The 25,621-nt window shown below is 73.7% G+C and carries 25 protein-coding genes and 1 pseudogene; 9 read left to right on the top strand and 17 right to left on the bottom strand.

The genetic code is table 11. The features are described from left to right. The first annotated feature begins 115 nt into the window (after window positions 1-115). Together ADJ73_RS17835 and ADJ73_RS10115 are read left to right on the top strand one after the other, a co-directional pair. Window positions 116-184: a putative leader peptide gene (locus ADJ73_RS17835; protein WP_367379599.1), complete on the top strand. Its 69-nt coding sequence runs from the start codon at window positions 116-118 to the stop codon at window positions 182-184. Window positions 185-229: 45 nt separating this feature from the next. Further along, window positions 230-1,138 carry a sulfite exporter TauE/SafE family protein gene (locus ADJ73_RS10115; RefSeq protein WP_050348164.1) on the top strand — a complete coding sequence of 303 codons (909 nt, stop codon included), beginning with the start codon at window positions 230-232 and terminating at the stop codon, window positions 1,136-1,138. A gap of 150 nt (window positions 1,139-1,288) precedes the next feature. Here ADJ73_RS10115 and ADJ73_RS10110 read toward each other — a convergent pair whose 3' ends face one another. After that, window positions 1,289-4,147: an FAD-binding and (Fe-S)-binding domain-containing protein gene (locus ADJ73_RS10110; protein ID WP_050348163.1), complete on the bottom strand. Its 2,859-nt coding sequence runs from the start codon at window positions 4,145-4,147 to the stop codon at window positions 1,289-1,291. A 72-nt stretch (window positions 4,148-4,219) separates the two neighbouring features. Here ADJ73_RS10110 and ADJ73_RS10105 point away from each other — a divergent pair, with 72 nt between their 5' ends. The 3 genes and pseudogenes from ADJ73_RS10105 to ADJ73_RS17310 all read left to right on the top strand — a co-directional run bounded on the left by ADJ73_RS10105 (window position 4,220) and on the right by ADJ73_RS17310 (window position 5,631). Further along, window positions 4,220-4,789 carry a YbaK/EbsC family protein gene (locus ADJ73_RS10105; RefSeq protein ID WP_050348162.1) on the top strand — a complete coding sequence of 190 codons (570 nt, stop codon included), beginning with the start codon at window positions 4,220-4,222 and terminating at the stop codon, window positions 4,787-4,789. Next, window positions 4,786-5,400: pseudogene (locus ADJ73_RS17560) on the top strand (SDR family NAD(P)-dependent oxidoreductase). The gene ADJ73_RS10105 and the pseudogene ADJ73_RS17560 overlap by 4 nt, the downstream one beginning before the upstream one ends. A gap of 57 nt (window positions 5,401-5,457) precedes the next feature. Continuing rightward, complete coding sequence (locus ADJ73_RS17310; protein ID WP_216593624.1) at window positions 5,458-5,631, top strand: hypothetical protein; 174 nt, start codon at window positions 5,458-5,460, stop codon at window positions 5,629-5,631. 11 nt (window positions 5,632-5,642) lie between these two features. On the opposite strand, the gene ADJ73_RS10095 is transcribed toward ADJ73_RS17310, so the two are convergent. Further along, window positions 5,643-6,104: a GNAT family N-acetyltransferase gene (locus tag ADJ73_RS10095; protein ID WP_050348161.1), complete on the bottom strand. Its 462-nt coding sequence runs from the start codon at window positions 6,102-6,104 to the stop codon at window positions 5,643-5,645. Window positions 6,105-6,144: 40 nt separating this feature from the next. Continuing rightward, window positions 6,145-8,241, bottom strand: a complete 2,097-nt coding sequence (locus ADJ73_RS10090; RefSeq protein ID WP_082176903.1) for a TIGR03960 family B12-binding radical SAM protein — start codon at window positions 8,239-8,241, stop codon at window positions 6,145-6,147. Window positions 8,242-8,407: 166 nt separating this feature from the next. Here ADJ73_RS10090 and ADJ73_RS10085 point away from each other — a divergent pair, with 166 nt between their 5' ends. The 3 genes from ADJ73_RS10085 (at window position 8,408) to ADJ73_RS10075 (ending at window position 12,284) form a co-directional block, all read left to right on the top strand. Beyond that, window positions 8,408-9,628, top strand: coding sequence for a toxic anion resistance protein (locus ADJ73_RS10085; protein ID WP_050348160.1), 1,221 nt, complete (start codon window positions 8,408-8,410; stop codon window positions 9,626-9,628). Next, window positions 9,625-11,391 carry an AAA family ATPase gene (locus tag ADJ73_RS16670; protein WP_253272537.1) on the top strand — a complete coding sequence of 589 codons (1,767 nt, stop codon included), beginning with the start codon at window positions 9,625-9,627 and terminating at the stop codon, window positions 11,389-11,391. Before ADJ73_RS10085 ends, ADJ73_RS16670 begins: the two co-directional genes overlap by 4 nt. 65 nt (window positions 11,392-11,456) lie before the next feature. Further along, on the top strand, window positions 11,457-12,284 hold the full coding sequence (locus tag ADJ73_RS10075) for an SGNH/GDSL hydrolase family protein (protein ID WP_050348159.1): 828 nt from the start codon (window positions 11,457-11,459) through the stop codon (window positions 12,282-12,284). Window positions 12,285-12,335: 51 nt separating this feature from the next. Here ADJ73_RS10075 and ADJ73_RS10070 read toward each other — a convergent pair whose 3' ends face one another. The 5 genes from ADJ73_RS10070 to ADJ73_RS10050 form a co-directional block, all read right to left on the bottom strand. Then, a complete protein-coding gene (locus tag ADJ73_RS10070; protein WP_216593623.1) occupies window positions 12,336-12,896 on the bottom strand; it encodes a DUF4442 domain-containing protein in 561 nt (186 codons plus the stop codon). 51 nt (window positions 12,897-12,947) lie between these two features. Continuing rightward, window positions 12,948-13,907, bottom strand: a complete 960-nt coding sequence (locus ADJ73_RS10065) for a bifunctional riboflavin kinase/FAD synthetase (protein ID WP_050348158.1) — start codon at window positions 13,905-13,907, stop codon at window positions 12,948-12,950. Between the two features lie 9 nt (window positions 13,908-13,916). Beyond that, window positions 13,917-14,600: an FMN-binding negative transcriptional regulator gene (locus tag ADJ73_RS10060; protein WP_050349375.1), complete on the bottom strand. Its 684-nt coding sequence runs from the start codon at window positions 14,598-14,600 to the stop codon at window positions 13,917-13,919. Between the two features lie 16 nt (window positions 14,601-14,616). Beyond that, window positions 14,617-16,461 carry an AMP-dependent synthetase/ligase gene (locus tag ADJ73_RS10055; protein ID WP_050348157.1) on the bottom strand — a complete coding sequence of 615 codons (1,845 nt, stop codon included), beginning with the start codon at window positions 16,459-16,461 and terminating at the stop codon, window positions 14,617-14,619. Window positions 16,462-16,620: 159 nt separating this feature from the next. Beyond that, window positions 16,621-17,025, bottom strand: coding sequence for an alpha-hydroxy-acid oxidizing protein (locus tag ADJ73_RS10050; RefSeq protein ID WP_082176902.1), 405 nt, complete (start codon window positions 17,023-17,025; stop codon window positions 16,621-16,623). 86 nt (window positions 17,026-17,111) lie between these two features. Here ADJ73_RS10050 and ADJ73_RS10045 point away from each other — a divergent pair, with 86 nt between their 5' ends. Next, window positions 17,112-17,750: a GntR family transcriptional regulator gene (locus tag ADJ73_RS10045; protein ID WP_172669716.1), complete on the top strand. Its 639-nt coding sequence runs from the start codon at window positions 17,112-17,114 to the stop codon at window positions 17,748-17,750. On the opposite strand, the gene ADJ73_RS10040 is transcribed toward ADJ73_RS10045, so the two are convergent. From ADJ73_RS10040 to ADJ73_RS10000, 9 genes are all read right to left on the bottom strand, one after another. Next, window positions 17,707-18,459 carry an NAD(P)H-dependent oxidoreductase gene (locus ADJ73_RS10040; protein WP_050348154.1) on the bottom strand — a complete coding sequence of 251 codons (753 nt, stop codon included), beginning with the start codon at window positions 18,457-18,459 and terminating at the stop codon, window positions 17,707-17,709. The genes ADJ73_RS10045 and ADJ73_RS10040 overlap by 44 nt on opposite strands. Further along, entirely contained in the window at window positions 18,456-19,268 is an 813-nt protein-coding gene (locus ADJ73_RS10035) for an ABC transporter permease (RefSeq protein ID WP_050348153.1), read from the bottom strand. The genes ADJ73_RS10040 and ADJ73_RS10035 overlap by 4 nt, the downstream gene beginning before the upstream one ends. Next, window positions 19,265-20,461, bottom strand: a complete 1,197-nt coding sequence (locus tag ADJ73_RS10030) for an ABC transporter substrate-binding protein (RefSeq protein WP_050348152.1) — start codon at window positions 20,459-20,461, stop codon at window positions 19,265-19,267. Before ADJ73_RS10030 ends, ADJ73_RS10035 begins: the two co-directional genes overlap by 4 nt. Beyond that, entirely contained in the window at window positions 20,454-21,236 is a 783-nt protein-coding gene (locus ADJ73_RS10025; RefSeq protein WP_082176900.1) for an ABC transporter ATP-binding protein, read from the bottom strand. Before ADJ73_RS10025 ends, ADJ73_RS10030 begins: the two co-directional genes overlap by 8 nt. Continuing rightward, on the bottom strand, window positions 21,212-22,285 hold the full coding sequence (locus ADJ73_RS10020; RefSeq protein ID WP_156188199.1) for an acyl-CoA dehydrogenase family protein: 1,074 nt from the start codon (window positions 22,283-22,285) through the stop codon (window positions 21,212-21,214). Before ADJ73_RS10020 ends, ADJ73_RS10025 begins: the two co-directional genes overlap by 25 nt. A 10-nt stretch (window positions 22,286-22,295) precedes the next feature. Beyond that, on the bottom strand, window positions 22,296-22,817 hold the full coding sequence (locus ADJ73_RS10015) for a DUF4242 domain-containing protein (RefSeq protein ID WP_050348150.1): 522 nt from the start codon (window positions 22,815-22,817) through the stop codon (window positions 22,296-22,298). A 115-nt stretch (window positions 22,818-22,932) separates the two neighbouring features. Continuing rightward, window positions 22,933-23,913 (bottom strand): tRNA pseudouridine(55) synthase TruB, encoded by a 981-nt coding sequence (gene truB / locus ADJ73_RS10010; protein WP_050348149.1) that lies wholly within the window; start codon window positions 23,911-23,913, stop codon window positions 22,933-22,935. Further along, a complete protein-coding gene (rbfA, locus tag ADJ73_RS10005; RefSeq protein ID WP_082176899.1) occupies window positions 23,906-24,535 on the bottom strand; it encodes a 30S ribosome-binding factor RbfA in 630 nt (209 codons plus the stop codon). Before rbfA ends, truB begins: the two co-directional genes overlap by 8 nt. 70 nt (window positions 24,536-24,605) lie before the next feature. Beyond that, window positions 24,606-25,616 carry a TRM11 family SAM-dependent methyltransferase gene (locus ADJ73_RS10000; RefSeq protein ID WP_216593622.1) on the bottom strand — a complete coding sequence of 337 codons (1,011 nt, stop codon included), beginning with the start codon at window positions 25,614-25,616 and terminating at the stop codon, window positions 24,606-24,608. Between the last annotated feature and the right edge of the window lie 5 nt (window positions 25,617-25,621).

Here is a 25,621-nt window from a genome sequence, read left to right as displayed (position 1 = left end):
CGGGGTCGGTGGTGCGGACGGTGGCCGGGAGGGCGTGGGGCGGCATACGACCAGCTGGTGAGATCCATAAGGTTTGGTTATTGACGGCATAACGTGCCGACCCTAGGGTCGGGCCATGCACCTGATGCGCATCGAGCGCCGCCACGTGGACCTGCAGCGGGTCGCCAGCCAGCTCTGTCGCTGAGCCCGCGCCCGCCCACCCCACCCGCTCGACCCCAGGAGCTCCACCGTGCCCACCCTCATCATCCTCGCGATCGTCGGCCTGATCGCCCAGCTCATCGACGGCAGCCTCGGCATGGCGTACGGCGTCACGTCGTCCACCCTGCTGCTCGCCGCCGGCATCAACCCCGCCTCGGCCTCCGCCACCGTCCACCTCGCGGAGATCGGCACCACGCTGGCGTCCGGCGTCAGCCACTGGAAGTTCGGCAACATCGAGTGGAAGGTCGTCGGACGGATCGGCCTGCCCGGCGCGGTCGGCGCCTTCCTCGGCGCCACCGTCCTGTCCTGGCTGTCCACCGAGATCGCCGCCCCCGTCATGTCTCTCGTGCTGCTGACGCTGGGCGTCTACATCCTCGTGCGCTTCACGATCCAGAGCGTGACGACCGAGCACCTCGGCAAGCCGCTGCGTCGGCGGTTCCTGTCGCCGCTCGGCTTCGTGGCGGGGTTCGTCGACGCGACGGGTGGCGGCGGCTGGGGCCCGATCGGGACGCCGGCGATCCTCGCCAGCGGCCGGCTCGAGCCGCGCAAGGTGATCGGCTCGATCGACGCGTCGGAGTTCGCGGTGTCGGTGGCGGCGTCGGCGGGCTTCTTCCTGGGGCTCGGGGGCGGTGCGATCGTCCCGGGGATGGCGCTCGCGCTGCTGCTCGGCGGTCTGGTCGCCGCGCCCATCGCCGCGTGGCTGGTGCGCCACCTGCCGCCGCGCATCCTCGGGTCGGCCGTCGGCGGCCTGATCGTGCTGACCAACGTCCGGACCCTGCTGCGCAGCGACTGGATCGGCGCCTCCGGGACCGTCCAAGCCTTCTCGTATGCCGCGATCGCCGCCGTCTGGGTCGGCGCCGTCGCCTGGTCGCTGCGCGAGCACCGACGCGAGCTGGTCGACACCGACCGCCGCCGGGCCGAGGCGCTCGACCCGGCCTGACGCCGCCGCAGGATCTGCCTGAGGTCGTCACGTCCGCCCGGCGCGCGAGGGCGGGCGGACGTGACCGCTACGGGCAGGTGCGTCACCGCAGGGCACAGACCCGCCGGGGGCCGAAGGATCAGCCTGGTGAAGGACGGCCGGTCGATCCCGCTACCGCAGGTAGGTCGCGAGGAGGGTGGCGAGGTGCACGCCCTCCTGGTCCGCGAGGTCGTCCGCCTGCGTCCGGCACGAGAAGCCGTCGGCCAGCAGCACCGCTCCCGGGGACATCGACCGTATGGCGGGCAGGAGCTGCTGCTCGGCGACAGCCACCGAGACCTCGTAGTGGCCCTGCTCGACCCCGAAGTTGCCGGCCAGGCCGCAGCATCCCCCGAGACGGGTCACGTCGGCACCCGCGCGGTCGAGCAGCTGGGCGTCCGCCGACCAGCCGAGGATCGACGCGTGGTGGCAGTGCGGCTGCGCCACCACCTCGACCCCGGTGAGGTCCGGCGGCGTCCAGGTCTCGTCGGCGGCGAGCAGCTCCGCGAGGGTCACGACGCCGCCCGCGACCCGCCGGGCGGCGTCGGTCTGCAGCAGGTCGACGGCGTCGTGGCGCAGCGCCGCCGTGCAGCTCGGCTCCAGACCGACGATCGGGATGCCTTGCACGACATAGGGATCCAGCTCACGCACCGCCTTGGTCAGGATGCGTCGGGCGCTGTCGAGCTGCCCGGTGGAGATCCACGTCAGGCCGCAGCACACCTGCCGACCCGTCACGATCGGCGTGTAGCCGGCCGCGCGCAGGACCGTCACGGCGTCGATCCCCACCTGCGGCGAGAAGTGCTCGACGAAGCTGTCGACGAAGAGCACCACGGGCTTGCCGGGCGAGCCGTCCGCCGACGCGTCGACGCCGTGCTCGGCGAACCACCCCCGGAAGGTCTGCTCGGCGAACCGCGGCAGCGAGCGCCGCGGGTCCACCCCGGCGGCCCGCATCCCCACCCGCGCGACCCCGGGCGCCGCCATGAGGGCGTTGGCCAGGCGGGGGCTGCGAGACGCCATACGGGACCAGGCGGGGAGCCAGCCGAGGGCGTAGTGGGACGGCGGGCGCAGCCGGCCGCGGTAGGTCTGGTGCAGCACCTCGGCCTTGTAGGTCGCCATGTCGATGCCGGTCGGGCAGTCCGAGGCGCACCCCTTGCACGACAGGCACAGGTCCAGCGCCTCGTGCAGCTCCGGGCTGCGCCAGTCCTTGATCGCGGAGAAAGGGCTCAGCATCTCCTGCAGGGCCCGCGCGCGCCCCCGCGTGGAGTCCTTCTCCTCCCGGGTGGCGAGGTAGGACGGGCACATCACCGACACGGCGCCCGGCGCGTGGTCGGCGCGGCACTTGCCGACCCCGGTGCACCGGTGCACGGCCTGGGAGAAGTCGCCCTGGTCCGCGGGGTAGCCGAAGGCCAGCCCCGAGACCTGCTGCGCCGCCGGCACGCGCAGGTAGGCGTCGGCCGGGTCGGGGTCCACGAGGACGCCCGGGTTGAGCAGGTTGTCCGGGTCCAGGGCGCACTTGACCCCGGCGAAGAGTTCCAGCGCGGCCGCGGAGTAGATCCGCGGCAGCAGCTCGGACCGGGCCCGGCCGTCGCCGTGCTCCCCCGACACCGATCCGCCGAAGCGCCCCACCAGGTCCGCCGACTCGAGCAGGAACTCCCGGAACCGCCCGGTCCCCCCGGGGCGGTCGAGGTCGAAGTCGATCCGGATGTGCAGGCAGCCGTCGCCGAAGTGGCCGTAGGGCAGGCCGGTCAGGCCGTGGTGCTCCAGCAGCCGGTCGAACTCGCGCAGGTAGGCGCCGAAGGACTCCGGCGGCACCGCCGCGTCCTCCCAGCCGGCGTAGCCGGGCCGGTCTCGCGGGGTGCGCCCCGACAGCCCGGCGCCGTCCTCCCGGATGCGCCACAGCGCTCGCGCCTCGACCGGGTCGTCGACCACGCGGTGCGAGCGGGCGTCGACCGCGTCGATCAGCGCCTGCGTGCGCTCGCGGACCTCCTCGACCGTCTCCCCCACGGGCTCGACGAAGAGCCACGCGTCGCCCTCGGGCAGGTCCGGCACGGCGGCGTCCCCGAGCCGCGCCCGGACCACGTCGATGATCCGCCGGTCGATCCCCTCGGAGGCGACCGCGCCGAGCTGCTTCATGAGCGGGGCGACGTCGCCTGCGGCGTAGATGTCGTCGAACCCCAGGACGAGCAGCGAGGTGACCGCCGGGTCGCTCAGGAGGGTCACGGTCGCCTCGGTGACCACCGCGAGGGTCCCCTCGGAGCCGACGAGGGCGCGCCCCAGGTCGAAGCCCCGCTCGGGGAGGAGGTGCTCGCAGGCGTAGCCCGACACCTGCCGGCCGAACCTGCCCAGCTCGGTGCGGATGGTCGCCAGGTGGGACTGCGTGAGGGCCCGCACCGCCTCGACCGGTCCGGGCGCCCCGCTCACCGTGGGGGCGCCCCCGCCCACCCCGGTCGTGAGGCGCAGCTCGTCCCCCGCCGCCGTGAGCGCCACCATGCCGGCGATGTTGTCGGAGGTGCGGCCGTAGCCCAGCGCCCGGTTGCCGCACGCGTTGTTGCCGATCATCCCGCCGACGGTGGCGCGGGTGTGGCTCGACGGGTCCGGCCCGAAGCGGACCCCGTGCCCCCGCACCGCCCGCTGCAGCGTCGCGTGGACGGTGCCCGCCTCCACCACGGCGGTGCGGGCCGCCGGGTCGACCGAGAGCACCCGCCCCATGTGGCGCGAGAAGTCGAGCACCACCCCGGGCCCGACGGCGTTGCCGGCACAGCTCGTCCCGGCGCCGCGGCTGGTGAGCGGCACCCCGGTGCGCCGGCACACGTCCAGCACCGCCGCCACCTCGGCCGCGTCGTGCGGCATCACCACGACCCGCGGCAGCACCCGGTAGAGCGACGCGTCCGTGGAGTACAGGCTGCGCGTCAGGTCGTCCCCCCGCACGTCGCGGACCCCGGCACGCTCCAGCTCGTGCACCAGGTCGGTGGTCAGGGATGCGGCGGTCGTCATACGGCCATCCTGGCCGATCACGGGCCGAGACGGGAGGGCGGACCCGGTCGGTGGGACGGCTACCGTCGGCCCATGCCCAGCGCCGAAGGAAACCTGACCTGGCTCCCGCTGACCGACCACGGCGACCTGGTGGCGCCGCCCGTCGCCGCGGCCGCGCCGCTCGTGCCCGGCGCGCGGGTGGCCCCGATCGACCCGCACCTGGCGGACACCGCGACCTTCTGCGAGACGTATGCCGTCGCGCCCGACGCCTCGGCCAACTGCGTGGTCGTCGCGGGCCGCCGCGGAGAGACGGTGGTGCACGCCGCGGTGATGGTGCTCGCGACGGACCGCGCCGACATCAACAAGGTCGTGCGCAAGGAGCTCGGGGTGCGCAAGGTGTCCTTCGCCGCGCAGGACGAGGCGGAGGCCCTGACGGGCATGATCCAGGGCGGCATCACCCCGATCGGGCTGCCCGAGGACTGGGTGATCCTCGTGGATGACGCGGTGGTCGCGGCCGGCCCGGTGGTGGTGGGCGGCGGGGTGCGCGGGGCCAAGATCCTGGTGGACGGCGCTAGCCTGGCGTCGCTGCCGGGCGCCCGCGCCCTGCCCCTCGCGCTCCCCCGCCACGACCCCACCACGCACCACGAGGAGTCCCGCCCATGACCCGCACCCGAGGCAAGGTCGCCGTCGTCACCGGAGCGGCGTCCGGCATCGGCCAGGAGCTCTCCCTCGGCCTGGCCCGCCGCGGCTGCCGCCTGGCCCTCGCCGACGTGGACCAGGACGGCCTGGACCGGGTCCGGCAGCAGGTGGAGGCGCTGGGCGTCGAGGCGGTGGCGCACCGCGTCGACGTGCGCGACCGGGACGCCGTCCGGCGGCTCGCCCAGGACGTCAGCGGCCACTACGGCGAGGTGCACCAGCTCTACAACAACGCCGGCGTGACCACCGGCGGCACCACCCTGCTCTAGAGCTTCTACGAGGACCTGGAGCGCGCCATCGACATCAACCTGTGGGGCGTCATCCACGGCACCAAGGAGTTCCTCCCCCACCTGGTCGCGTCCGGCGCCGGCCACCTGATCAACCTGTCCAGCCTCAACGGCGACCTCGCGCTGACGAGCCTCGCGGGCTACTGCACCTCGAAGTTCGCGGTGCGCGGGTTCACCGAGAGCATCCGCTGCGAGATGATCGCGGCCCGCGCGCCCGTGCGGGTGACGGTCGTCCACCCCGGGGGCGTCCGCACCAACATCATCGGGGCCGCCCTCGCGCACGCCCGTTAGACCGGCCGCCCTCTCGCGGACGAGTAGGAACGCGCGCTGCGCGACTACGAGGGCAAGGTGCTGATCACGACGGCCGAGGACGCCGCCACCGCGATCCTGGACGGCGTCGCCCGGGGCCGTGGGCGGGTGCTCATCGGCCGGGACGCGCGCGGCGCCGACGCCATCGCGCGCCTGGTGCCCGCCCTGGCGCCGCGCATCGGCGCCTGGCTCGGCTCCCGCACCCCCTCCTGAGGCAGACCCCGTCAGAGCAGCGGGAGGAGCATCAGCTCCTGCGCCGGGCGGTAGCCGAGCGAGGCGTAGAACGGCACCGACTGCTCGCTGGGGTGCAGCACGAGCCGGTCCAGCCCGGCGTCACGCGCATGCTCCGTCAGCGCCGCCATCAACGCCGTCGCCACCCCCCGGCGCCTCGCGTGCGGCCGGACGTACAGCTGCGCGACGTAGCCCCACCTGCCCTGGGGGCGGCCGAGGTCCGGCATACGGCTGTAGACGAGAAGCGACACCATGCCGACCGGCTCGTCGTCGTCGGACGCCGCCCAGATCCGCCGCGACTCCCCCTCCGCGGTGAGCCAGTCGATGATCTGCCGCCGCAGCTCGGCCAGGTCACCCTCGCGCCCGCGATCGGCCGCCCACGCCGCCCTCAGCTCGACGAGGACGTCGAGGTCCGCGGGGTCGCGGCGCGGGTGCAGGCGGCAGACGGTGCTCACCCGTCGAGCCTAGAGGCCGTATGCCGGCTGCCGCGGCGCCTCAGTCGTCCGAGCCGTCGTCGGTCGAGACCCGCATCCCCGCGCCCCCCGCCCCGGAGGCGGGAGCCGCCCCGGCCGAGGCCGCCCGCAGCGCGGACGTGCCCGGGTTGGCGACCGACAGGGGCAGCAGGGTGCGGCCCGTCGGCCCGGTCTCGATCGTGGTGCCCATGGAGGGGCAGACCCCGCAGTCGAAGCAGGGGGTCCACCGGCAGTCGTCGACCTCGGTGAGGTTGAGCGCGTCCTGCCAGTCGTCCCACAGCCACTGCTTGTCCAGGCCGGAGTCGATGTGGTCCCAGGGCAGCACCTCGTCCTCGTCGCGCTCGCGCTGGGTGTACCACGCGACGTCGACGCCGGTCCCCTCGAGGGCCGTGCCGGCGCAGCGCATCCACCGCTCGTAGGAGAAGTGCTCGCTCCACCCGTCCATCCGGCCGCCGTCGCGGTAGACGGCCTCGATGACGGCGCCCACGCGCCGGTCGCCGCGCGAGAGCAGGCCCTCGACCTGGCCGGGCTCGCCGTCGTGGTAGCGGAAGCCGATGGAGGAGCCGTAGCGCTTGTCCGAGCGGATCGCGTCACGCAGCTTGGCGAGGCGCGCGTCGATGCCCTCCGGCGACAGCTGACCGGCCCACTGGAAGGGCGTGTGCGCCTTGGGCACGAAACCGCCGATGGACACGGTGCACCGGATGTCCTTGCGCCCGCTGACCTCGCGCCCGGTCTCGATCACGCGCTTGGCGAGCTCGGCGATCTGCAGGACGTCCTCGTCGGTCTCGGTCGGCAGCCCGCACATGAAGTAGAGCTTGACCTGCCGCCACCCCGCCCCATAGGCCGCGGCGACGGTCTTGATGAGGTCCTCCTCGGTCACCATCTTGTTGATGACCCTGCGGATCCGCTCGGAGCCGCCCTCGGGGGCGAAGGTCAGCCCGGAGCGCCGGCCGTTGCGGGTGAGCTCGTTGGCCAGGTCGATGTTGAAGGCGTCCACGCGGGTCGACGGCAGCGACAGGCCGGTCTGGGTCCCCTCGTAGCGGTCCGCCAGGCCGCGGGTGATGTCCCCGATCTCGGTGTGGTCGGCCGACGACAGCGACAGCAGCCCGACCTCCTCGAAACCCGTGGCGGCCAGGCCGCGCTCGACCATCTCGCCGATGCCGGTGATGGACCGCTCCCGCACCGGCCGGGTGATCATCCCGGCCTGGCAGAACCGGCAGCCGCGGGTGCACCCTCGGAAGATCTCGACGGACATCCGCTCGTGCACCGACTCGGCGAGCGGGACCAGCGGCTGCTTGGGGTAGGGCCAGGCGTCGAGGTCCATGACCGTGTGCTTGGAGACGCGATCGGGCACCCCGGGGGCCGTGGGCGTGACCGCCTCGATCCGGCCGTCGGGGCGGTAGGAGACGGCATACAGGCTCGGGACGTAGACGCCACCGGTCCGGGCGAGCTGCAGGAGTATGCCGGACCGCCCGCCCGGGCGACCGGCAGCCTTCCAGGCCCGCACCAGCTCGGTCGCCGCCAGCACCGCCTCCTCGCCGTCGCCGACGATGGCGCAGTCGACGAAGTCGGCCATCGGCTCGGGGTTGAAGGACGCGTGGCCCCCCATCACGACGATGGGGTCGTCCTCGCCGCGGTCGGCGGCGTGCAGCGGGATGCCGGCGAGGTCCAGCGCCGCCAGCAGGTTGGTGTAGCCCAGCTCGGTGGAGAACGAGATGCCGAAGAGGTCGAAGTCGCGGACCGCCCGGTGGCCGTCGACGGTGAGCTGGGGGATGCCCGCCGCGCGCAGCTGCTCCTCCATGTCCCGCCAGACCGAGTAGGTGCGCTCCGCGAGCGCGTGGGGCTGCTCGTTGAGGACCTCGTAGAGGATCATCATCCCCTGGTTGGGGACACCGACCTCGTAGGCGTCGGGGTACATGAGCGCCCACCGGACCGTCAGCTCCTCCCCGCCCGGCCCGTGGCCACCGCAGTGCCAGTCCTTGACCTGGGAGTTGAGCTCGCCGCCGACGTACTGGATCGGCTTGCTGACGTGCTCCAGCAGCGGCTCGAGCGCCTCGTAGTAGCTGGTGCCGGGCGCCCCGCGGCGCGCGACGGCCGGTGCGATCTGGGTCACGGTCATGCCTTCCAGGGTAAGAGACGCCACCGACAGACCCCTCATCGGCGAACCAGCTCCCCCGCTTCGCGACGTCTGTCGGTGGTTCGTGCCAAGGTGGAGCCAGGACGCGCGGGGGGTCGTTGTACGACCGCCTGGCACGCACACGTCACGCACCAGCCGAGGAGACCTGATGACCGAGCCGCTCACGCCCCCTCCTGCCACCGCTGCCGCCGAGCAGCCGGCGCTGCGCCTGGAGGCGCCGCCCGCGCCGGCCCCGGTCCAGGCCACCCAGGCCCCCGCGATGGCGCCGGCGGTGCCGCAGGAGGCGATGCCCGGGCTGGACGCCAAGGTGGAGGACTACCTGCAGGCGCTGACGAGCGCGCAGCCCAAGAGCCCGGAGTTCGAGGCCAAGGCCACCGACGTGCGCACCATGGGCGACGTGGAGATCCGCAAGGCGGCCGAGACCTCCAACCGGCTGCTCAAGACCCCGGTCAAGGCGCTGCAGGAGGGCGGGCTGTCCAAGGAGTCGGGGGTCGGCAAGACGCTGCTGGACCTGCGCCGCACGGTCGAGGACCTCGACCCGAGCCAGGCCCGCGGCTCCAAGAAGCTCCTCGGCATGATCCCGCTGGGCGACAAGGTCACCGACTACTTCCGCAAGTACGAGTCGGCCCAGGGGCACCTGGACGGCATCCTGCAGGCGCTGAAGAACGGCCAGGCCGAGCTGCAGCAGGACAACGCCGCGCTCAACCAGGAGAAGCAGCAGCTCTGGACCACCATGGGCATGCTCAACCAGTACATCTACGTCGCCGAGCGGCTCGACGCCAAGGTGTCCGCGCAGATCGCCCAGCTCGACGTCAGCGACCCCGACAAGGCCAAGGCGCTGCGCGAGGACGTCCTGTTCTACGTCCGACAGAAGCACCAGGACCTGCTCACCCAGCTGGCCGTGTCGATCCAGAACTACCTGGCCATCGACATCGTGATCAAGAACAACATCGAGCTCATCAAGGGCGTCGACCGCGCGTCGACGACCACCGTGTCCGCCCTGCGCACCGCGGTGATCGTCGCCCAGGCCCTCAACAACCAGAAGCTCGTCCTGGAGCAGATCACCGCCCTCAACCAGACCACCTCCACGATGATCGAGCGGACCTCCGAGCTGCTGCGGGACAACTCCGTGGAGATCCAGCGCCAGGCGGCCTCGGCCACCATCGGCCTGCCCCAGCTGCAGGCGGCGTTCCAGAACATCTACGCGACCATGGACGCGATCGACACCTTCCGCACCGAGGCCCTGGACTCCATGGCCACCACCATCGGCACGCTCGAGGGCGAGGTCGCCAAGTCGCAGGACTACCTCCAGCGCGTGCGCCGGACCGACGAGCGCCGCGCCGCGGGCTCGCTCGAGCTGGGCCAGTGACCGCGACGTCGCTGAGCACGGCCCTGGAGTCCCTCGTCGCGGCCGGCCGGGGCGCCGGGCTCGACGAGGGGCGCGTGCGCGACGAGGGGCTGGCGCTGTCGGCCGCCGTGCTGCAGACTGCGGCCCCGAGCCAGGTCCACGCGGCGTGGGCGGAGGCGCTCGGGCGGTCCACCGCCGAGTTCTTCGACCTGGCGCCGCGTGGCCGGCGCTACGCCAGCAGCCCCACCCCGCTGCTCGACCAGCTGACGCGGGACGCCTCCGCGCACGCCGCCGCCTACGCCCACGCGCTCGCGGAGGTCGCAGCCGCCGCCTGCACGGTGGCCGGCGCCGACGCCGGCGCGGTCGGGCGCGCCACGACGACCGGGCAGGCGCAGCTGGCGGCGGCCGGCGCGAACGTGCCCGGGGGCCGTATGCCGACCGCCCCCGCCGCTCCCCCAGCCCCGACCACGTCCCCCACCCCCGCCTCGGGCGTGGGCGTGGGCCGGGCGCCGGGGACTACGAGCGACGCCCTCCGGGAGCAGCTGCGGTCCCTGGAGGAGGCGACGCTGCAGGCGCTGCGCGGGCTGCCGAGTCTGCCTGGCCTGCCGGGGCTGCCGGGGCTGCGCAGCCCCGGTGGCACCGACCCGTCCCCGACCGCACCCCCGGCACCGACGTGGCCGTCGCCGCCCGGCGGGTCGGAGCAGAGCGGGCCGCAGCACGACCTCCCGCAGCCTGGTGGGCCCCAGCCCGGCCCCGGGGCGGCGCCGGGCGGGGTGGCCGGGCCGGTCCCGGAGGGACCCGGCATACGGGCTGGTGAGGCGCAGCCGTCGACGCCCAGGGAGCCGGACAAGTCGGTGGACGAGCTGCTCGCCGAGCTCGACGCCCTGGTCGGGCTGGCTCGGGTCAAGCGGGAGGTGCACCGACAGGTCGCGGTGCTGCAGATGGAGGCCAAGCGGGACAAGGCCGGGCTGCGCACCGCGACGCTGACGCGGCACCTGGTCTTCACGGGCAACCCCGGGACCGGCAAGACGACCGTGGCGCGGCTCGTCGGCGGGATCTACCGTGCGCTGGGGCTGCTGAGCCAGGGGCAGCTGGTCGAGGTGGACCGCTCCGAGCTGGTGGCCGGATACCTCGGCCAGACGGCGACCAAGACGGCCGAGGTCGTCGCGAGCGCGCTCGGCGGGGTGCTGTTCATCGACGAGGCCTACTCGCTGGGCGGGGACCAGTACGGCAAGGAGGCGGTCGACACCCTCGTCAAGGAGATGGAGGACCACCGCGGCGACCTCGTGGTCATCGTGGCGGGCTACCCGGAGCCGATGGCCGACTTCATCGACACCAACCCGGGCCTGCAGAGCAGGTTCAGCACGGTCATCGAGTTCGAGGACTACACCGACGACGAGCTCGTCGGGATCCTGCGGGAGCTCGCGGCCAAGAACGACTACGACCTGTCCGACGGGGCGATCGAGCGGTTCCGGGAGATCCTGGCCGCGACGCCGCGGGGGCCGGCGTTCGGCAACGGGCGGTTCGCCCGCAACATGCTCGAGGCCGCGATCGGCCGTCACGCGTGGCGGTTGCGCGATGAGGACGAGCCCTCGCTGGAGCAGCTGCGCACCCTGGAGCCGGCCGACCTGGAGGATCGCGACGCCATCGACCTGACCGTCGACGCCCTCGGCCCGGCTGATCCCGCCCAGCCCGCTGATCCCCTGACCCCGGAGGTCGGACGGCCGGCCAGCCCGAAGGGCTCCGCAGGGGGCGCACCGACCCCCGGCGACCGCGACGCCTGAGGTTGTCCGACGCAGGGTGACCGGTTGCTCACCATCTGGGCCCACAACCCCCTATCCTGGTGGGGATGCGCCCCAAGGTCCCCCTCCTCGCCGGCGCAGGCATGGCGACCGCCGCGGTCGTGATCATGCCTGCGTTGCACCATGCTGGTGCCCTCCCCCACCCGAGCGCCGCCCGCGTCGCCGCGGCGGCGGTCCGTCCTGTCGTCCCGGTCGTCCAGCCGGTCGCGCCCGTGCGCCACATCGTGGTCCTCGGTGACTCGGTGGCCGCGGGCGAGGGTCAGAGCGGCCCGGACTACGGCGCGCTCGTGGCGCAGCAGCTGTCCCGTCCGGGCGTGGACGTCAGCAGCACCAACCTCGCCCAGGACGGCCTCACCGCCGTCCAGCTCGCCGACCAGGTGCAGCACGACGCGGCCACGCGCGAGGCGATCCGCACCGCCGACGTCGTCGTCATCACCGCTGGCGCCAACGACGCCTTCGAGGACGTCGGTGACGACCCGGGCCAGGACTGCGCCGACGCGTGCGTCGCCGCGGTCACCCGCCGCGTGAGCAGCAGCCTGGACAGCACGCTCGCCCAGATCAAGGCGCTGCAGCAGCGCCCCGGGGCCTGCGTCCTCACCACCAGCTACTGGAACGTCGGGCTCGACGGCCAGGTCGCCCACAGCACCGAGGACCAAGCCTCCTACGCGTGGTTCGAGCGCACCACGCTGGCGATCAACGACGCGATCCGCGGGTCGAGCGCCCGCGCCGGCGCCACCATGATCGACCTGCGGCAGTCCTTCCGCGGCGACGGGTCCAAGGACGCGACCCCGCTGCTCTCCCCCGACGGGGACCACCCCGACGAGGACGGTCAGCAGCTCATCGCCGGCCAGATCGTGGCCGCGCTGCAGCGCTGACCGATCCGGTCAGGGCTCACCGGTCAGCGTTCACTGGTCACCGGTCACCGGTCACCGGCCAGTGCTCACTCCCCGCCTGTCACGGTCACTGCCCGGCTTGCGGCGGACGTAGACCTGCTTGCGGACCCGGGCCACGACCGACCCGTCCGTGGCCACCACCTCGTTGTCGAACCACACCAGGCACTTGCCACCGTCGGCCGTCTCGCGACGGATCTGCGCGAGGTGCTCCTCCGTGAGCCGGAACTCGGTCGACACCTCGGTGCGGCCGGGCGAGACGAACTCGATCTCCGCGGCCTTGTCCCACACCACGTAGCCCGGGCCGAGGTTGCGGAGCACCATCAGCATCCAGAAGGGGTCGGTCATGGAGTAGAGCGACCCGCCATACTGCGTCCCCACGTAGTTGGCGGTCAGCCGGTGCTTGCGCAGCCGCACCCGGACGTGCCGGAAGTCGGCGTCGATGGCCGTGATGTGGATGCTGGAGCACAGGAAGGGCGGCCAGAGGTTCATGAACCGGCGCATCGCCTCCGCGGAGCCGAGGAACCCGGCGAGGTCGGCGTAGGTGCGCGGCACGCGCGCGGTCAACGAGGCGGGCAGCTTGTCCGTCAGGGCCATGTGCCCAACCCTACCTACTCACGAGTAGGTAGGCGACCCGGGGAGCCGGGCTCAGCTGGGCACGAAGGAGGAGAGCACCTCACGGCAGCGGGCCACGTCGTCGGCCATGACCGCGAGCAGCTCGTCGACGGAGCTGAACCTCAGGGTCGGGCGCAGCCGCTCGACGAACTCGACGGCGACCTGCTCGCCGTAGAGGTCCAGGTCCGTGCGGTCCAGCACGTAGGCCTCGACCCGCCGCTGCGTCCCCTCGAAGGTCGGGTTGGTGCCCACCGAGATCGCCGCCGGCAGCAGCCGGTCGACCGTCTCGGTGTCCAGGTCCAGCCGCAGCAGCCAGCCGGCATACACGCCGTCCTCGGGGACGAGGCCGTAGGCGTCCTGGCTGAGGTTGGCCGTGGGATAGCCCAGCTCCCGGCCGCGGTGGTCGCCGTGGACGACCCGGCCGACGACCCGGTGGGGCCGCCCGAGGACCGCCGCGGCGCCCGCGACGTCGCCGTCCAGCACGCGCTGACGCACCATGCTGGAGGACCACCGCTGCCCGTCCCCGATGTCGCTGAGCGTCACGACCTCGAAGCCGTGCTGCTCCCCCAGCGCACGCAGCGTCGCCGCGTCACCGGAATTCTTGTGGCCGAACCTCGTGTCCTCCCCCACCACGACGGCGCACGCGTGCAGCGCGTCGACGAAGACGGCCTGGACGTAGTCCTCCGGCGACATCTGCGCCAGCTCGTGGGTGAACTCCTGCACCAGCACCGCGTCGATGCCCACCTGCTCGATCAGGTCGAGCCGGTGCTCCAGCGAGGTGACCGGGACCGGCGCCCGCTCCGGGTGCAGCACCGCCACCGGGTGCGGGTCGAAGGTCACGGCCACGGTGGTGGCCCGGCGATCGGCCGCCAGCTCCAGGACGCGCTGCAGCACCGCCTTGTGCCCGCGGTGGACGCCGTCGAAGTTGCCCAGGGTGACGACGGTCGGGCCGAGGTCCGGGGGGATCTGAGACAGGGCGTTCCATCGATGCACGCGCCAACTCTAGTCGCCCGCGCGGCGCCTCCGGCCCACGTCGGCCAGCAGCTGCTCCCGGCGCCGGGCTGCCGGCAGGGAGACGACCTGCTTGTATGCCGCCGCCCCCGTCATCCCGGCCCGGCGCAGCTGCGTGATCTCCGCCTCGACGTCGGCGGCCGCCTTGTTCTGCGACATCTTGGCCTTGGCGACCCACCGGGTGATCGGCACCTCCACCCGCACGATGGCGCGCAGCTGCCCCTCCAGCCACGGGGCCGGGGCCTCGTCGGGGGTCCACGGCTGCGACCGCCCGGACTCGTGCCGGGCGGTCAGCCGGGTCACGGCGTCCCGCACCGGCTCCGGCTCGTCGACGGCCAGCAGCGGCCCGTAGGCGTGCACCGTGACGTAGTCCCACGTCGGGACGACGCGGCCGTGCTCCGCCTTGGACGGCAGCCAGCCCGGGCTGACGTAGTGGTCGGGACCACGCAGCAGCACCAGCACCTCGCTCGAGCCCGCGTGCCGCCACTGTGGGTTGGTGCGGGCGACGTGGGCGACCAGGGTCCCGAGCGGCCCGGCCTGCTCGTCGTAGAGCCAGGGCAGCGGGGTGGCGTGCAGCCCCTCGTCGTCGTGGGTGACCAGCTCCCCGAGCTCGCAGGTGCGCAGCAGCCCGCGCACCTGGTCGTCGGTCATGGCGAAGTGGGCGGGGACGTACATGACCGCCATGCTCCCACTAGGCGCGGTAGTTGCCCTCGATCTGGTCGGCGAACCGCTCGGCGACGACCTTGCGCTTGAGCTTGAGGCTGGGGGTGAGCTCGCCGGACTCGACCGACAGGTCCCGCGGCAGGATCGAGAAGCGCTTGATCGTCTCCCACCGGTTGAGGCCGGCGTTGAGCTGGTCGACGTAGCCCTGCACGAGCTGCTCGACCTCGGGAGAGGCGACCACCTCGGCATACGACCGGCCGGCGAGGCCGTGGTGCTCGGCCCAGGGCATGATCGTCTGCTCGTCCAGCGCCACGAGCGCCGTCACGTAGCTGCGCTGGGCGCCGTAGACGATGAACTGGCTGGCGTAGGGGCACAGGCCCTTGAACTGGATCTCGATCTGCGAGGGCGCGACGTACTTGCCGCCGGAGGTCTTGAAGACGTCCTTCTTGCGGTCGGTGATCCGGACGAAGCCGCGCTGGTCGATCTCGCCGATGTCGCCGGTGTGGAACCAACCGTCGACCAGGACCTGTGCGGTCAGGTCGGGGTCGTTGTGGTAGCCGCGCATCACCCCCGGGCCCTTCATCAGGATCTCGCCGTCCTCGGCGGTGCGGAACTCCGTGCCGGGCACGGGCCACCCCACGGTGCCGAAGGAGTAGTTGCCGGGGCCGGACCGGTTGACCGAGGACGCGGAGCTCGTCTCCGACAGCCCGTAGCCCTCGGTGATGAGCAGCCCGACGGAGGCGAACCAGCGGGAGATCTCCGGGTCCAGCTTGGCCGACCCCGAGATCATGAAGCGGATCCGGCCGCCGAAGCGGGCCCGGACCTTGGACAGCACGAGCCGGTCGGCGAGCTGGTGCTGCAGCTGCAGCGTCGCGGGGACCGGCTCGCCGGCCTCCTGCAGCGCCGCCACCTGACGGCCCACCTTGAGGGCCCAGCGGGCGATGGCGACCTTCTGCGGCGGCCCCTCCATGAGCACCGTGGAGATGCGGGCGTAGGCCTTCTCGAAGATCCGGGGGGCGGCCCCCATGAAGGTGGGCCGCACGATCGCCATGTTGTCGACGATGCGGTCGATGCGCCCGTCGATCGCGGTGGGGAAGCCGATCTGGTAGGCGAGCGCCAGCAGCAGCTTGCCCATGACGTGCGACAGCGGCAGCCAGAGGTACTGCAGGTCCTCGCGCGAGAGCGTGTGCATGGCGTCGACGGCGGCGCCCTCGTAGACGAGGCTGTCGTGGGTGAGCACGGCGCCCTTGGGCCGCCCGGTGGTGCCGGAGGTGTAGATCAGGGTGGCCATGTGCTCGCGCCGCACCGCGTCGATCCGGCGGTCGACCAGCTCGGGGTCCTCCGCGAGGGCGGCCCGGCCACGCTCGGCCAGCTCGTCGAGCGTGATGACCCAGTCGCCGTCGGGGGTGCCGTCGAAGGTGACGACGGCGAGGACGTCGGGCAGGGAGTCGCGCTGCTCGCGCAGCTTGGCGATCTGGGCGTCGTCCTCGGCGAAGATGACCCGGCTGCCGGAGTCGCTGATGATGTAGGCGACCTCGCTGGCGATGGTCGTCGGGTAGACCGTCGTGGTGGCCGTGCCGCTGCACATGATCGCGAGGTCCGCGAGCGCCCACTCCACGCGGGTGGTCGACGCGACGGCGACCCGGTCCTCGTGCTCGACGCCCAGCGTCAGCAGCCCGGCCGCGAGCTCGTAGCCGCGGGTCTTGACCTCCTGCCAGGTGAGCGTGACCAGCTCGTCACCCGAGAAGTACTGGAACGCAGCGCCGCTCGGGTCCTGGGCGACCCGGTCGCGGAAGACGTGGCCGATGCTCTCGGCGCGGCCCTCGATCAGCGGCCAGTCGACGATCTCGTCGTGGGCGGAGTGCAGCGGCATCGGTGCTCCTCGTCGGTGAGGTGGGGGCGGCAGCAGGTGACCCGCCGGTAGGTTTCGGGAGAGTCTGCCTGGTGAGCCTGGGAAAAGGAAGGACCCAGGTCACACTGCCGGCGCGTCCCGGCCCAGCCCGTATGCCGGACCGGGTCGCTGCCCGGTGGGTCAGGGGTGCAGCAGGCGGGCGTGCTCGGGCCCGAGCTCGTCGACGGCGCCGACGCTGAGGAGCTGCAGCGTGACGGTGAGCTCGCGCGCCAGGACGGCCAGCACCCGGTCGACGCCGCGCTCCCCTCCTGCCATGAGGCCGTAGAGGTAGCTGCGCCCGATCATGGTGAAGTCGGCCCCGAGCGCGAGCGCCGCGACGACGTCCCCGCCCGAGGTGATGCCCGAGTCGAGGATGAGCGGCACGCTCGGCCCGACCGCGGCCCGGACGGCCGGGAGCTCGCGCAGCGGCACCGGGGGCCGGTCGAGCTGCCGCCCGCCGTGGTTGGATCGGGCGGGGTCTGCGTCGACCTCGAGGTGCGTGAGGACATCGTTGTCTGCTCCTGCTGCGGGGGGTGGTGCAGACATATTGCAGATATATGACACGGATCCGTAAGGGGCGGTCACGGATGGTCCGGCACCACCGGCCCGCCCGCACCTGCCAAGATGGCTCCATGCCCCAGGAGTCCATGGCCGAGCGCCTGCGCGACGAGATCCGCGCGCGCATCGTCGAGACGACCTTCCACCCCGGGGACCTGCTGATCGAGAAGGCCCTCGCCGACACCTACTCCGTCTCCAAGACGCCGGTGCGCGAGGCGCTGCAGATGCTGGCCGTCGAGGGCTGGGTGACGGTCATCCCCCGTCGCGGATACACGGTGAGCAGCATGGGTTTTCACGACATCCGCGAGGTGATGGAGCTGCGCCGGGCGGTGGAGCCGACGGTGGCGGCCGCGGCCGCGGCGGGGGTGACGACGGCGCTGGTCACCGAGCTCGAGGAGCTGCTCGACCAGCAGGTCGCAGCCACTGACCACGCCGCTGCCGTGCAGGCCGCCTCGCTCTTCCACCGCCGCATCGCCGCGGCCGCCCGCAACCGACGCGCCGAGGCCACGCTGGCGCACCTCTACGACGAGACGACCCGGGCCCACGCGCTGCTGCCCCCGCTCGCGACCTACATCGCCGCGGACAGCGAGCATGCCGCGCACCGCGACATCCTCGACGGCATCCGCGCCGCCGACCCCGCCACGACCGAGCGGCTGATGCGCGAGCACCTCACCGAGGCCGAGAGCGCGATGATCGCGGCGTTCTACCGCTGACCGTCGCCGGCGGGCGCGCCGACCCGGCCCGGCCGTATGCCGTGAGCGGGGTCACCCGCTCACGGCTCGTCGACCCCGCGGGTGCTGCCGGTGCGGCGCCGCGGTCCACGGCGCACCCCCGGTCCACCTCCACCAGCGCCAGCAGCTGCGCGGCCGCCTCGGCCGCCCGGTCGGCCAGCGCCGGCGTCGGCGAGCCGTCCTCCTGCCAGTCCGGGGGCGCGGCGAAGACGCTCGTCGGGGCGACGTGCAGCCGCAACGCCGTTAGCAACGGCCGCACCGCAAGGTCGGGCACCGACGTGTGCCGCAGCGACCCGCCGGTGCCGGCCACGATCGCCGGGGTGTGCCGCAGCCGGGTGCGGTCCGCGACGTCGAGGACCAGCTTGAGCAGCCCGCTGAACGAGCCGTTGTAGGTGGGGGTGACGACCACGAGCGCGTCGGCGCCGCCGAGCTGTCCCAGCGCGGCGTCCAGCTCGGCCGACGGGGCGCCGGTCATGAGCCGGTCCAGCGCCGCGTGGGCGACGGGGGCGAGCTCGACGACGGCGGTCCGGACGTCGTCGTCGCCCGCCCGGTGCTCCGACAGATGCTGCTGCCGCTGCTCCGGTCGCCGCCGCAGCTGCTCCTCGCAGGCCCGCAGCAGCAGGTCGGCGAGGCGGCGGGTGGCCGACGTGGGCCGCAGTCCCGCGCTGACGGCGACCACGCGGATCGTCATACGAGAGCCTCCAGGGGGTCGTGGGTGGGCCGGGTGACCGAGCGGCGCTCCTCGTCGCGCTCCCGCCGGCTGCGCAGGGCCCGGCGCGCCACGAGGTCCACCGCAAAACCGATCGTGCCGATGACCACGATCAGGGCGGTGACGTGGTGGTAGGCGAGCTGGTCCTTGGAGTTGAGGATCTCGTAGCCGAGCCCCGAGGTGACCCCGAGCATCTCGGCGGGCACGAGCACCACCCACGCGATGCCGATGGCGGCGCGCAGACCCGACAGCACGAAGGGCTGCACCGACGGCACGACCACCGAGCGCACCGTCTCGCGTCGGGAGGCGCCGAGGGTGCGAGCCACCTCCAGGTGCCCGGCGTCCACGCGTCCGACACCCTCGACGGTGGCCATCAGGACCGGCCAGACGGCCGTGGCCGCGACCAGGGCGATTACGGGCACGTCCCCGATGCCGATGAGCGCGATCGCGACGGGTGCCCAGGACAGCGGCGACACCATGCGCAGGAAGAGCAGCACCGGCCGGGTCGCCGCGTCGATCCACGGGACCAGCCCGACGAGCGCGCCCACGAGGACGCCGACCGTGCCGGCGATCGCGAGACCGCTGGCGAGCCGGAAGACGCTGATCGAGGCGTCGGTCAGCAGCCGGCCGTCCCGGGCGAGCTCGACCAGCCCCTGCCAGGTGCGCACCGGCGAGAACTGCGGGATCAGCGGCCAGCTCGCGAGCAGCACGTCGGTGATGAGCCACCACACCGCGACCGCGGCGAGGAGGCCGACCACGGCGGGCAGCGCCCGGTGACGGGGATCGGTCATGGGGCGACCTCCTCGGGGGTCGTGGTGGGCAGGGGCAGCTGCAGGTCGCGGGCCGCCTGCCGCACGAACCGGTCGTCGACGAGGCCGGCGTGCACGGTCGCCGCGTCGATCCCGCTGAGGAATCCCCGGTCGCCGTCGACGGCCGTGGCCTGCATGAGGGTCGCCAGCTCCCGGGTGTAGCCGGGCCGGGGGAAGGCGCTGAAGCCCAGCCGTTGACCCTGCCAAGCGGGGTGGCGGGTGATCGCGGCAGCCGGCCGCCGTCCGGTGATCACACGGGACACCGCGGCGCTGGGCTGGGGCAGGTACCCGCCCTCGGTCCCGAGCACCGACGCGGCCTCGGCACGATGGCCCTCCAGCCACTGCTGGGCCCGGACGACGCCGGTGGTGAGCGCCTGGGCAGCGGCCGGGTGGGCGTCGACGAGGTCACCCCGCACCGCGATGCCGCAGCAGGCGTGGTCGTGCCAGACGTCGCCGAGGAAACGCAGGACGTGCCCGACCCCCCGTACTTCCGCGACCGAGCAGAACGGCTCGGCCACCACGAAACCACCGACCCGTCCGGAGGCCAGCGCGGGCACCATCTCCGCCGGGGACATCACCACGAGCTGCACCGTGCCGGCGGTCACCGACGGCGCCTGGCGCACCACGGCCCGCAGCCCCGAGGCCGCGAGCAGCCGCTGCAGCAGCACGTTGTGCACGCTCCACCAGTAGGGGATGGCCACGGTCGTCCCGGCGAGCTGCTCGGTGCGGGTGATGGACGGGCCCACGGTCAGGGCCGAGCCGTTGGTGTGCCCCCAGGCCAGCACGCGGACGTCGGCGCGCTGCGCGAGGCGCAGCTGCAGCGCGAAGGGCATGAGCAGGTGGACCACGTCGACGTCCCCGACGAGGAACGCCTGGGCGAGGGCCTCCCAGCCACGGAAGAGCACCGGGCGCGCGGAGGGCAGCCCGGCCTCGGCGAGGAAGCCGCGCTGGTGGGCCGTCAGCAGCGCCGCGGCGTCGGTGATGGGCAGGTACCCGATGCGCAGCTCTCGGCCCAGCGCACCCCCGTCGTCGAGCCAGCCGGACACCGTGGGCGCCAGGGCGATCCGGGCGCCGTTGGCGGTGAGGCCGGCCAGGCCGAGCGCCGCGCTGCCCCGCGCGGTGGCCAGGAGGAGCTCGCGCCGGGTCAGCGCCGTGCGGTTGCGGCCCTCAGACATGGGTCAGCCGGCGCCCGCGCCGCCCGCGGTCGGCGCCGGGCTCGGGCGCGCCGGTGTCCTGGGCGGGTTCGTCGTATGCCGCGCGCAGCTGCGCCCGCAGCGGGTGGCCGGCCGCCGCCACGTGGTCGGTCGCGGGGGTGATCGACCAGCGACGCGCGACCGTGCCGCCGGGCCGTAGCACGACGACCTGGTCGGCGAGGACGAGCGCCTCGTCGATGTCGTGCGTCACGACGACGCTGCCGAGACCGCGCTCGGTGAGGTGCCGGCGCAGCCAACCCTGGAGCTCCCCGCGGGTCGCCGGGTCCAAGGCGCTGAAGGGCTCGTCGAGCAGCAGCAGGTCGGGGCGCACCGCCAGGGCGCGTCCCAGCGCGACGCGTTGCGCCTGGCCGCCGGACAGCTGGTCCGGGTAGGCGCCGGCGTGCCCGGCGAGGCCCAGCAGGTCGAGCAGCTCCTCGACCAGCGGGAGGCTGCGGACGTCGGCGTTGGCCGCGTAGGCGTGGCCGAGCGCGAGGTTGTCCCGGACGGTGAGCCAGGGCATGAGCCGCGCCTGCTGGAAGACCATGCCGATGCGCGGCGTCCCCGGCCGGTGCACCGTGCCGGCGCTCGGGTGCTGCTCCCCCGCGAGGACGTGCAGCAGTGTGGACTTGCCGGCCCCGCTCGGGCCGAGCAGGGCCAGCTGGCGGCCCTGCTCGACGTCGAGGTCGACCTCGCGGACGGCGACCCGTGACCCGTAGGACACGCCGACGCCCCTCAGCTGGACGAGGAGAGTTCCCACCGCAGGTGTCCTTCCGAGGGCGACTGGACGGGCAGGAAGGCGGCTTCCCGCAACCGGCGCGAGGCGGTGCTGGTCGCGACATAGCCCCGGCCACCCGCGAGGGTCGCCGCCAGACGCGTCGCGTCCTGGCACACGTGGCTGGCGTCGAGGCGCAGGCGCAACAGCTCGTGCCTGGTCACCGGGGCCGGGTCGGCGACGGCCCGCTGCCAGCGCCGCTCGACCTCGTCGGCGCGGGCCGCCAGCTCGTGGACCTCGCCGTCCAGAGCGCGGGTCTCCGGGCGCCCCAGCCCGGCCAGGGCATCGGCCACGCAGCGCCGGGTCAGCCCCACGCAGAAGGCGCTCTGCAGGAGCAGCAGGGTGGGCCGGAAGCCGGCGGTGAAGCTGGGCAGGTCCTCGGACAGCACCGCCGCCACGGGGGTGCGCACGTCCTGCAGCACCACCCGGCCGGAGGCGGTGCTCTCGAGCGCGAGCAGGCCCCGGGCGGGCTGCACCTGCACGCCCGCGCTGCCGACGGTGAACCACGTGACGACCGGCGGCTCCCCTGCCAGGTCCACCGCGGTCACCACGACGGCGCCGGGGACCAGGTTGGAGGCCCAGGCGATCGACCCGTCCAGGACGATCTCGTCGCCCTCGCGCCGCCCGGTGACGCCGAGGTCGCCGAGGCCGGAGGCCTGCTTCATGGCTGCCGCCATCGCGGAGCACCCGACGAGCCGGCCGGAGCGCAGCTCGGCAAACGCGTCCTCGGACAACGCCGAGCGGCGACCGCGGGCGAGGTACTCGATGGCCATGCGGTGGGCCCAGACGCTGAAGGCCGAGCTCAGGCACTCCTCCGCCACGGCCGCGATGACGTCGCCCATGGACCGTAGCGACACGGCCGCCGTGGGCCCGCCGGCCGCGACCGCCGCCGCGGTGTCGTCGACGCCCAGGTCGAGCAGCCCGTCGGCCGCCAGCAGCGCGACCGCCTCGGAGGCGGCCAGCTCCCCGCGGTCCACCTGATCGGACCGCTCCGCGGCCCAGGCCCGGACCGGCTCCAAGGTCACTGTCGTCATCGGTCGACGCTCAGGCGAGCTGGTGCAGGCGGTCGATCGGCGTCTGCACGACCTCGCGGGCCCGGACCACGGTGTCCTGGTCGGGAGCGTCGTAGAAGCACAGGCACTTGAGCATGTCCTCGCGCACGTAGGTGCGCAGGAAGGCCACCTCGGGGACCTGGGCGTAACGCGGGGACTTGGCCTTCTTGTTGGCCAGGTAGGTGTCCATGTCAAGGGTGGCCGGCAGGTCCCACTCGACGAGGTAGCCCGCGTGCGGGCGGGCCGCCTTGATGTCGGCGAGCTCGGCGCCGACGAGCCGGACCTCCGCGGGGGCGGTGACCTCGGCGGCACCGTCGACGCTCGCGAGGGGCGCGAGGGCGTCGGCGTCGTCCGCCTCGAGCACCGCGAAGACCCGGCCGGCGTCGGCGGTCACCTGGGACTCGATGAGCTCGGCGCCGGTGCCCGTACTCCGGGCGGCCAGGGTCTCGATGAGCGCCTGGGCGCCCTCACGGGTGGCGTCGGCGGGGACGAGCTCGATGAGGAACAGCGACATGGGGTGGTCTCCTGATCGGTGGTGGATGGGTGCCCACGCCAGGATGTTGGCTTTGGACACCCATAACCATTCCTTATAGGAGACCTACCTCGCAGACCGTCTCGACGGGCGGACGTCAGGTCCCGGCAGGCGCCAGGACGACGTGGCTGCGGGCCACCGGCCGCGACTCGTCGAGCACCGCCACCAGGCGGCCGTCCGGGCCGATGCCCGCCACCACGGACTCCCCCGTCAGCGCCGACTCCACGCGCTGGCCGTAGCCGAGCGCCCGCGCCTCCGCCTCGGTCAGCTCGTGGACGGGGAAGGCCGCGCGCGCCGCCGTCGCCAGGTCGAGCAGCGGCAGGGCCGGCAGGTCCCCGCGCGCGAGGCGGTCCACCCCGAGACGGGAGCGCGCGTCGTCATACGCCTGGCTCGCCGAGGCCAGGTCGATCGCCTGGTCCAGGCCGTAGCCGCCCACGCGGGTGCGGCGCAGCGCCGTCAGGTGGCCGCCCACCCCGAGGGACTCCCCCAGGTCCCGGGCGAGGGCGCGCACGTAGGTGCCGGAGGACACGTCGACGGTGACGTCGACGTCGTAGGCGACCTCGCCCGCGACGCGCTGGTCGTGGATGTCGAAGCGGGACACCGTGATCGGTCGCGCCGCCAGCACCACGGCCTCCCCGTCGCGGACCCGGGCGTAGGAGCGCCGCCCGTCCACCTTGATCGCGGAGACGGCGCTCGGGACCTGCTCGGTGCGGCCGCGCAGCCGCGCCACGGCGGCGGAGACGATCTCGGGGGTGAGCTCGGCGACAGGGGCGCTGGCCGTGACCTCGCCCTCGCTGTCGTCGGTCACGGTGGCCTGCCCGAGCCGGATCGTCGCGTCGTAGCTCTTGTCGCACCCGACCAGGAAGGTGAGCAGCCGGGTGCCCCGGCCCACGCCGAGGACGAGCACGCCGGTGGCCATCGGGTCCAGGGTGCCGGCGTGACCGACCTTGCGGGTGCCCGCCAGCCGTCGGACCCGACCGACGACGTCGTGGCTGGTCCAGCCGGCCGGCTTGTCGACGACCAGCAGCCCGTCCGGGCCGGCGTCACCGCCGGCCCGGACCGCAGCGGCGTCAGCCATCGGCACGGCCGGTGCCCTGGGCCGCGTCCTGGTCCTGGTCGGTCAGGTCGAGCGCCGCGACGTCCTCGAGCTGGGCCGCCTCCTCGGCGTCCACCCCGCCGTCGCGGACCGAGGCGGGCGGCGGGACCGGGGCGTAGCCGTCGACGGTGTCGTCGCGCTCGGCCTCGTGGGCGTCGTCGGCGGGCTCCGCCGGGGCCTCGGCCTCGGCGGGCTTCTTGTAGGGGTCCGCGTCCCCGGCATACGCGGCCTGGGCGCGCTGCGCCGCCAGCTCCTGGTCGCGCTCGCGGGCCTTGCGCAGCGCCTCCTCCAGCTGGGAGGAGGTCTCGGGCAGCGCGTCGGCCACGAACTCCAGGCTCGGGGTGAGCCGGATCCCGAGGGCCTTGCCGACGTGGGACCGGATCCGGCCGAGGTTGTCCTGGACGGCCTCGGCGGTCGCGGCGCGCTCCTCGTCGGAGCCGAAGACCGTGTAGAACACCGTGGCGTGCTGCAGGTCGCCGGTGACCCGCACGTCGGTGAGGGTGATGAAGCCGAGGCGCTCGTCCTTGAGCCGGTGCTCGAGGTACTCGGCCGCGACGACCTTGATGCGGTCGGCGATCTTGCGTGCGCGTGCCGGGTCTGCCATGGGAGTGCCCCTTCGTCGTGGGTGGTGGGCCGGCGGCGGGGGTGCCGGGGCCGGTGGTGCTGGCTCGGGGTCAGCCCTTGCGGGCGACGACGACGTCTCGGTCGATGGAGGCGTCGACGCGGTGACGGAGTCCACCGTAGCCACCGCTCTCGACCACGGTGAGCCCGTGCCGGGTCAGGAGCTCCGCGACGTCGTCGCGGGGGGCCACGTGGCGGTTGATGGCCAGGCCGATGGTCCCGCCGGTGCGCAGCGCGCGCAGCCACCCCGGCAGGGCCCGGTCGAGCAGGTCGACGGGGCTGCGGTCGAGGCGGTCGCCGTGGCTGCCGTGCTGCACGCCGTAGGGCGTGTCGGCCACGATCACGTTGGTCTGGGCGGCGGGCAGCAGGCCCTCGAGCCGGGTGGTGTCGAGGTTGAGGTAGGTGAGGTGCTGCAGCCGCCCGGCCTTGTAGTCGGCCTTGTCGGCCGCCAGCTCCACGTCGTAGCGCCGCCCCAGGGTCTTCCCTTGGCGGCGGACGGCCCCGGTGGTCGCGCGGTGCTTGATGCGGTGCCGGCGCAGGTAGGTCGTCAGGAACGCCTGGTAGGCCTCGAAGTCCTTGCCGTCCAGGTCGATCCCGGTCGCGTCGAGGCCGAGCGTGAGGGCGGTGCTGAGGGTCGTGCCGCGACCGCACATCGGGTCCAGCACCGTCATGGTCCCGTCGAGGTAGCGCTCCGGCCACGCGCCGGCCATCGCGGTGACGGTCAGCAGCGTGCGGGTGAACTGCTCGTTGGTCTTGCCCTGGTACTTCGGGATCGTCACCAGGTCGCTGCCGAACCGGTCGGGTCGCTCGAGCGCGACGGGCCGCAGCAGGTCACCCTCACGCTGATAGAGAGCCTGTATGCCGGACAGCACGCTCACCGCCCGGAGCCGGTCGCCGGTCAGCGGGGCCGCCGTCTCGAAGCCCAGGTAGTCGACCCCCGCCACCTGGACGGGCGTGACGTCCCCGACCCCGTCGGGCAGCAGGGCCCGGGCGACGCAGTCGAGCTCGGCCCCCATGAGGCGGGCGGCGTCGGCGGCATACACCCGGTTGTGCGACGGCGACACCAACG

Origin of the sequence: Arsenicicoccus sp. oral taxon 190, assembly GCF_001189535.1 — a bacterium.
In the GTDB taxonomy this organism is placed as follows: domain Bacteria; phylum Actinomycetota; class Actinomycetes; order Actinomycetales; family Dermatophilaceae; genus Arsenicicoccus.
The sequence above is the reverse complement of the archived record's forward strand: the minus strand, read 5'-3'. Positions and strand labels throughout refer to the sequence as shown.

Coding starts and splice junctions, on each gene's coding strand:
- ADJ73_RS10110 (WP_050348163.1), bottom strand. CDS start 4,147: ATGACGACCGCCGCATCCCTGACCACCGACCTGGTGCACGAGCTGGAG.
- ADJ73_RS10105 (WP_050348162.1), top strand. CDS start 4,220: ATGCCCAGCGCCGAAGGAAACCTGACCTGGCTCCCGCTGACCGACCAC.
- ADJ73_RS10090 (WP_082176903.1), bottom strand. CDS start 8,241: ATGACCGTGACCCAGATCGCACCGGCCGTCGCGCGCCGCGGGGCGCCC.
- ADJ73_RS10085 (WP_050348160.1), top strand. CDS start 8,408: ATGACCGAGCCGCTCACGCCCCCTCCTGCCACCGCTGCCGCCGAGCAG.
- ADJ73_RS10075 (WP_050348159.1), top strand. CDS start 11,457: ATGCGCCCCAAGGTCCCCCTCCTCGCCGGCGCAGGCATGGCGACCGCC.
- ADJ73_RS10070 (WP_216593623.1), bottom strand. CDS start 12,896: ATGGCCCTGACGGACAAGCTGCCCGCCTCGTTGACCGCGCGCGTGCCG.
- ADJ73_RS10060 (WP_050349375.1), bottom strand. CDS start 14,600: ATGTACGTCCCCGCCCACTTCGCCATGACCGACGACCAGGTGCGCGGG.
- ADJ73_RS10055 (WP_050348157.1), bottom strand. CDS start 16,461: ATGCCGCTGCACTCCGCCCACGACGAGATCGTCGACTGGCCGCTGATC.
- ADJ73_RS10050 (WP_082176902.1), bottom strand. CDS start 17,025: ATGTCTGCACCACCCCCCGCAGCAGGAGCAGACAACGATGTCCTCACG.
- ADJ73_RS10045 (WP_172669716.1), top strand. CDS start 17,112: ATGCCCCAGGAGTCCATGGCCGAGCGCCTGCGCGACGAGATCCGCGCG.
- ADJ73_RS10040 (WP_050348154.1), bottom strand. CDS start 18,459: ATGACGATCCGCGTGGTCGCCGTCAGCGCGGGACTGCGGCCCACGTCG.
- ADJ73_RS10035 (WP_050348153.1), bottom strand. CDS start 19,268: ATGACCGATCCCCGTCACCGGGCGCTGCCCGCCGTGGTCGGCCTCCTC.
- ADJ73_RS10030 (WP_050348152.1), bottom strand. CDS start 20,461: ATGTCTGAGGGCCGCAACCGCACGGCGCTGACCCGGCGCGAGCTCCTC.
- ADJ73_RS10020 (WP_156188199.1), bottom strand. CDS start 22,285: ATGACGACAGTGACCTTGGAGCCGGTCCGGGCCTGGGCCGCGGAGCGG.
- ADJ73_RS10015 (WP_050348150.1), bottom strand. CDS start 22,817: ATGTCGCTGTTCCTCATCGAGCTCGTCCCCGCCGACGCCACCCGTGAG.
- truB (WP_050348149.1), bottom strand. CDS start 23,913: ATGGCTGACGCCGCTGCGGTCCGGGCCGGCGGTGACGCCGGCCCGGAC.
- rbfA (WP_082176899.1), bottom strand. CDS start 24,535: ATGGCAGACCCGGCACGCGCACGCAAGATCGCCGACCGCATCAAGGTC.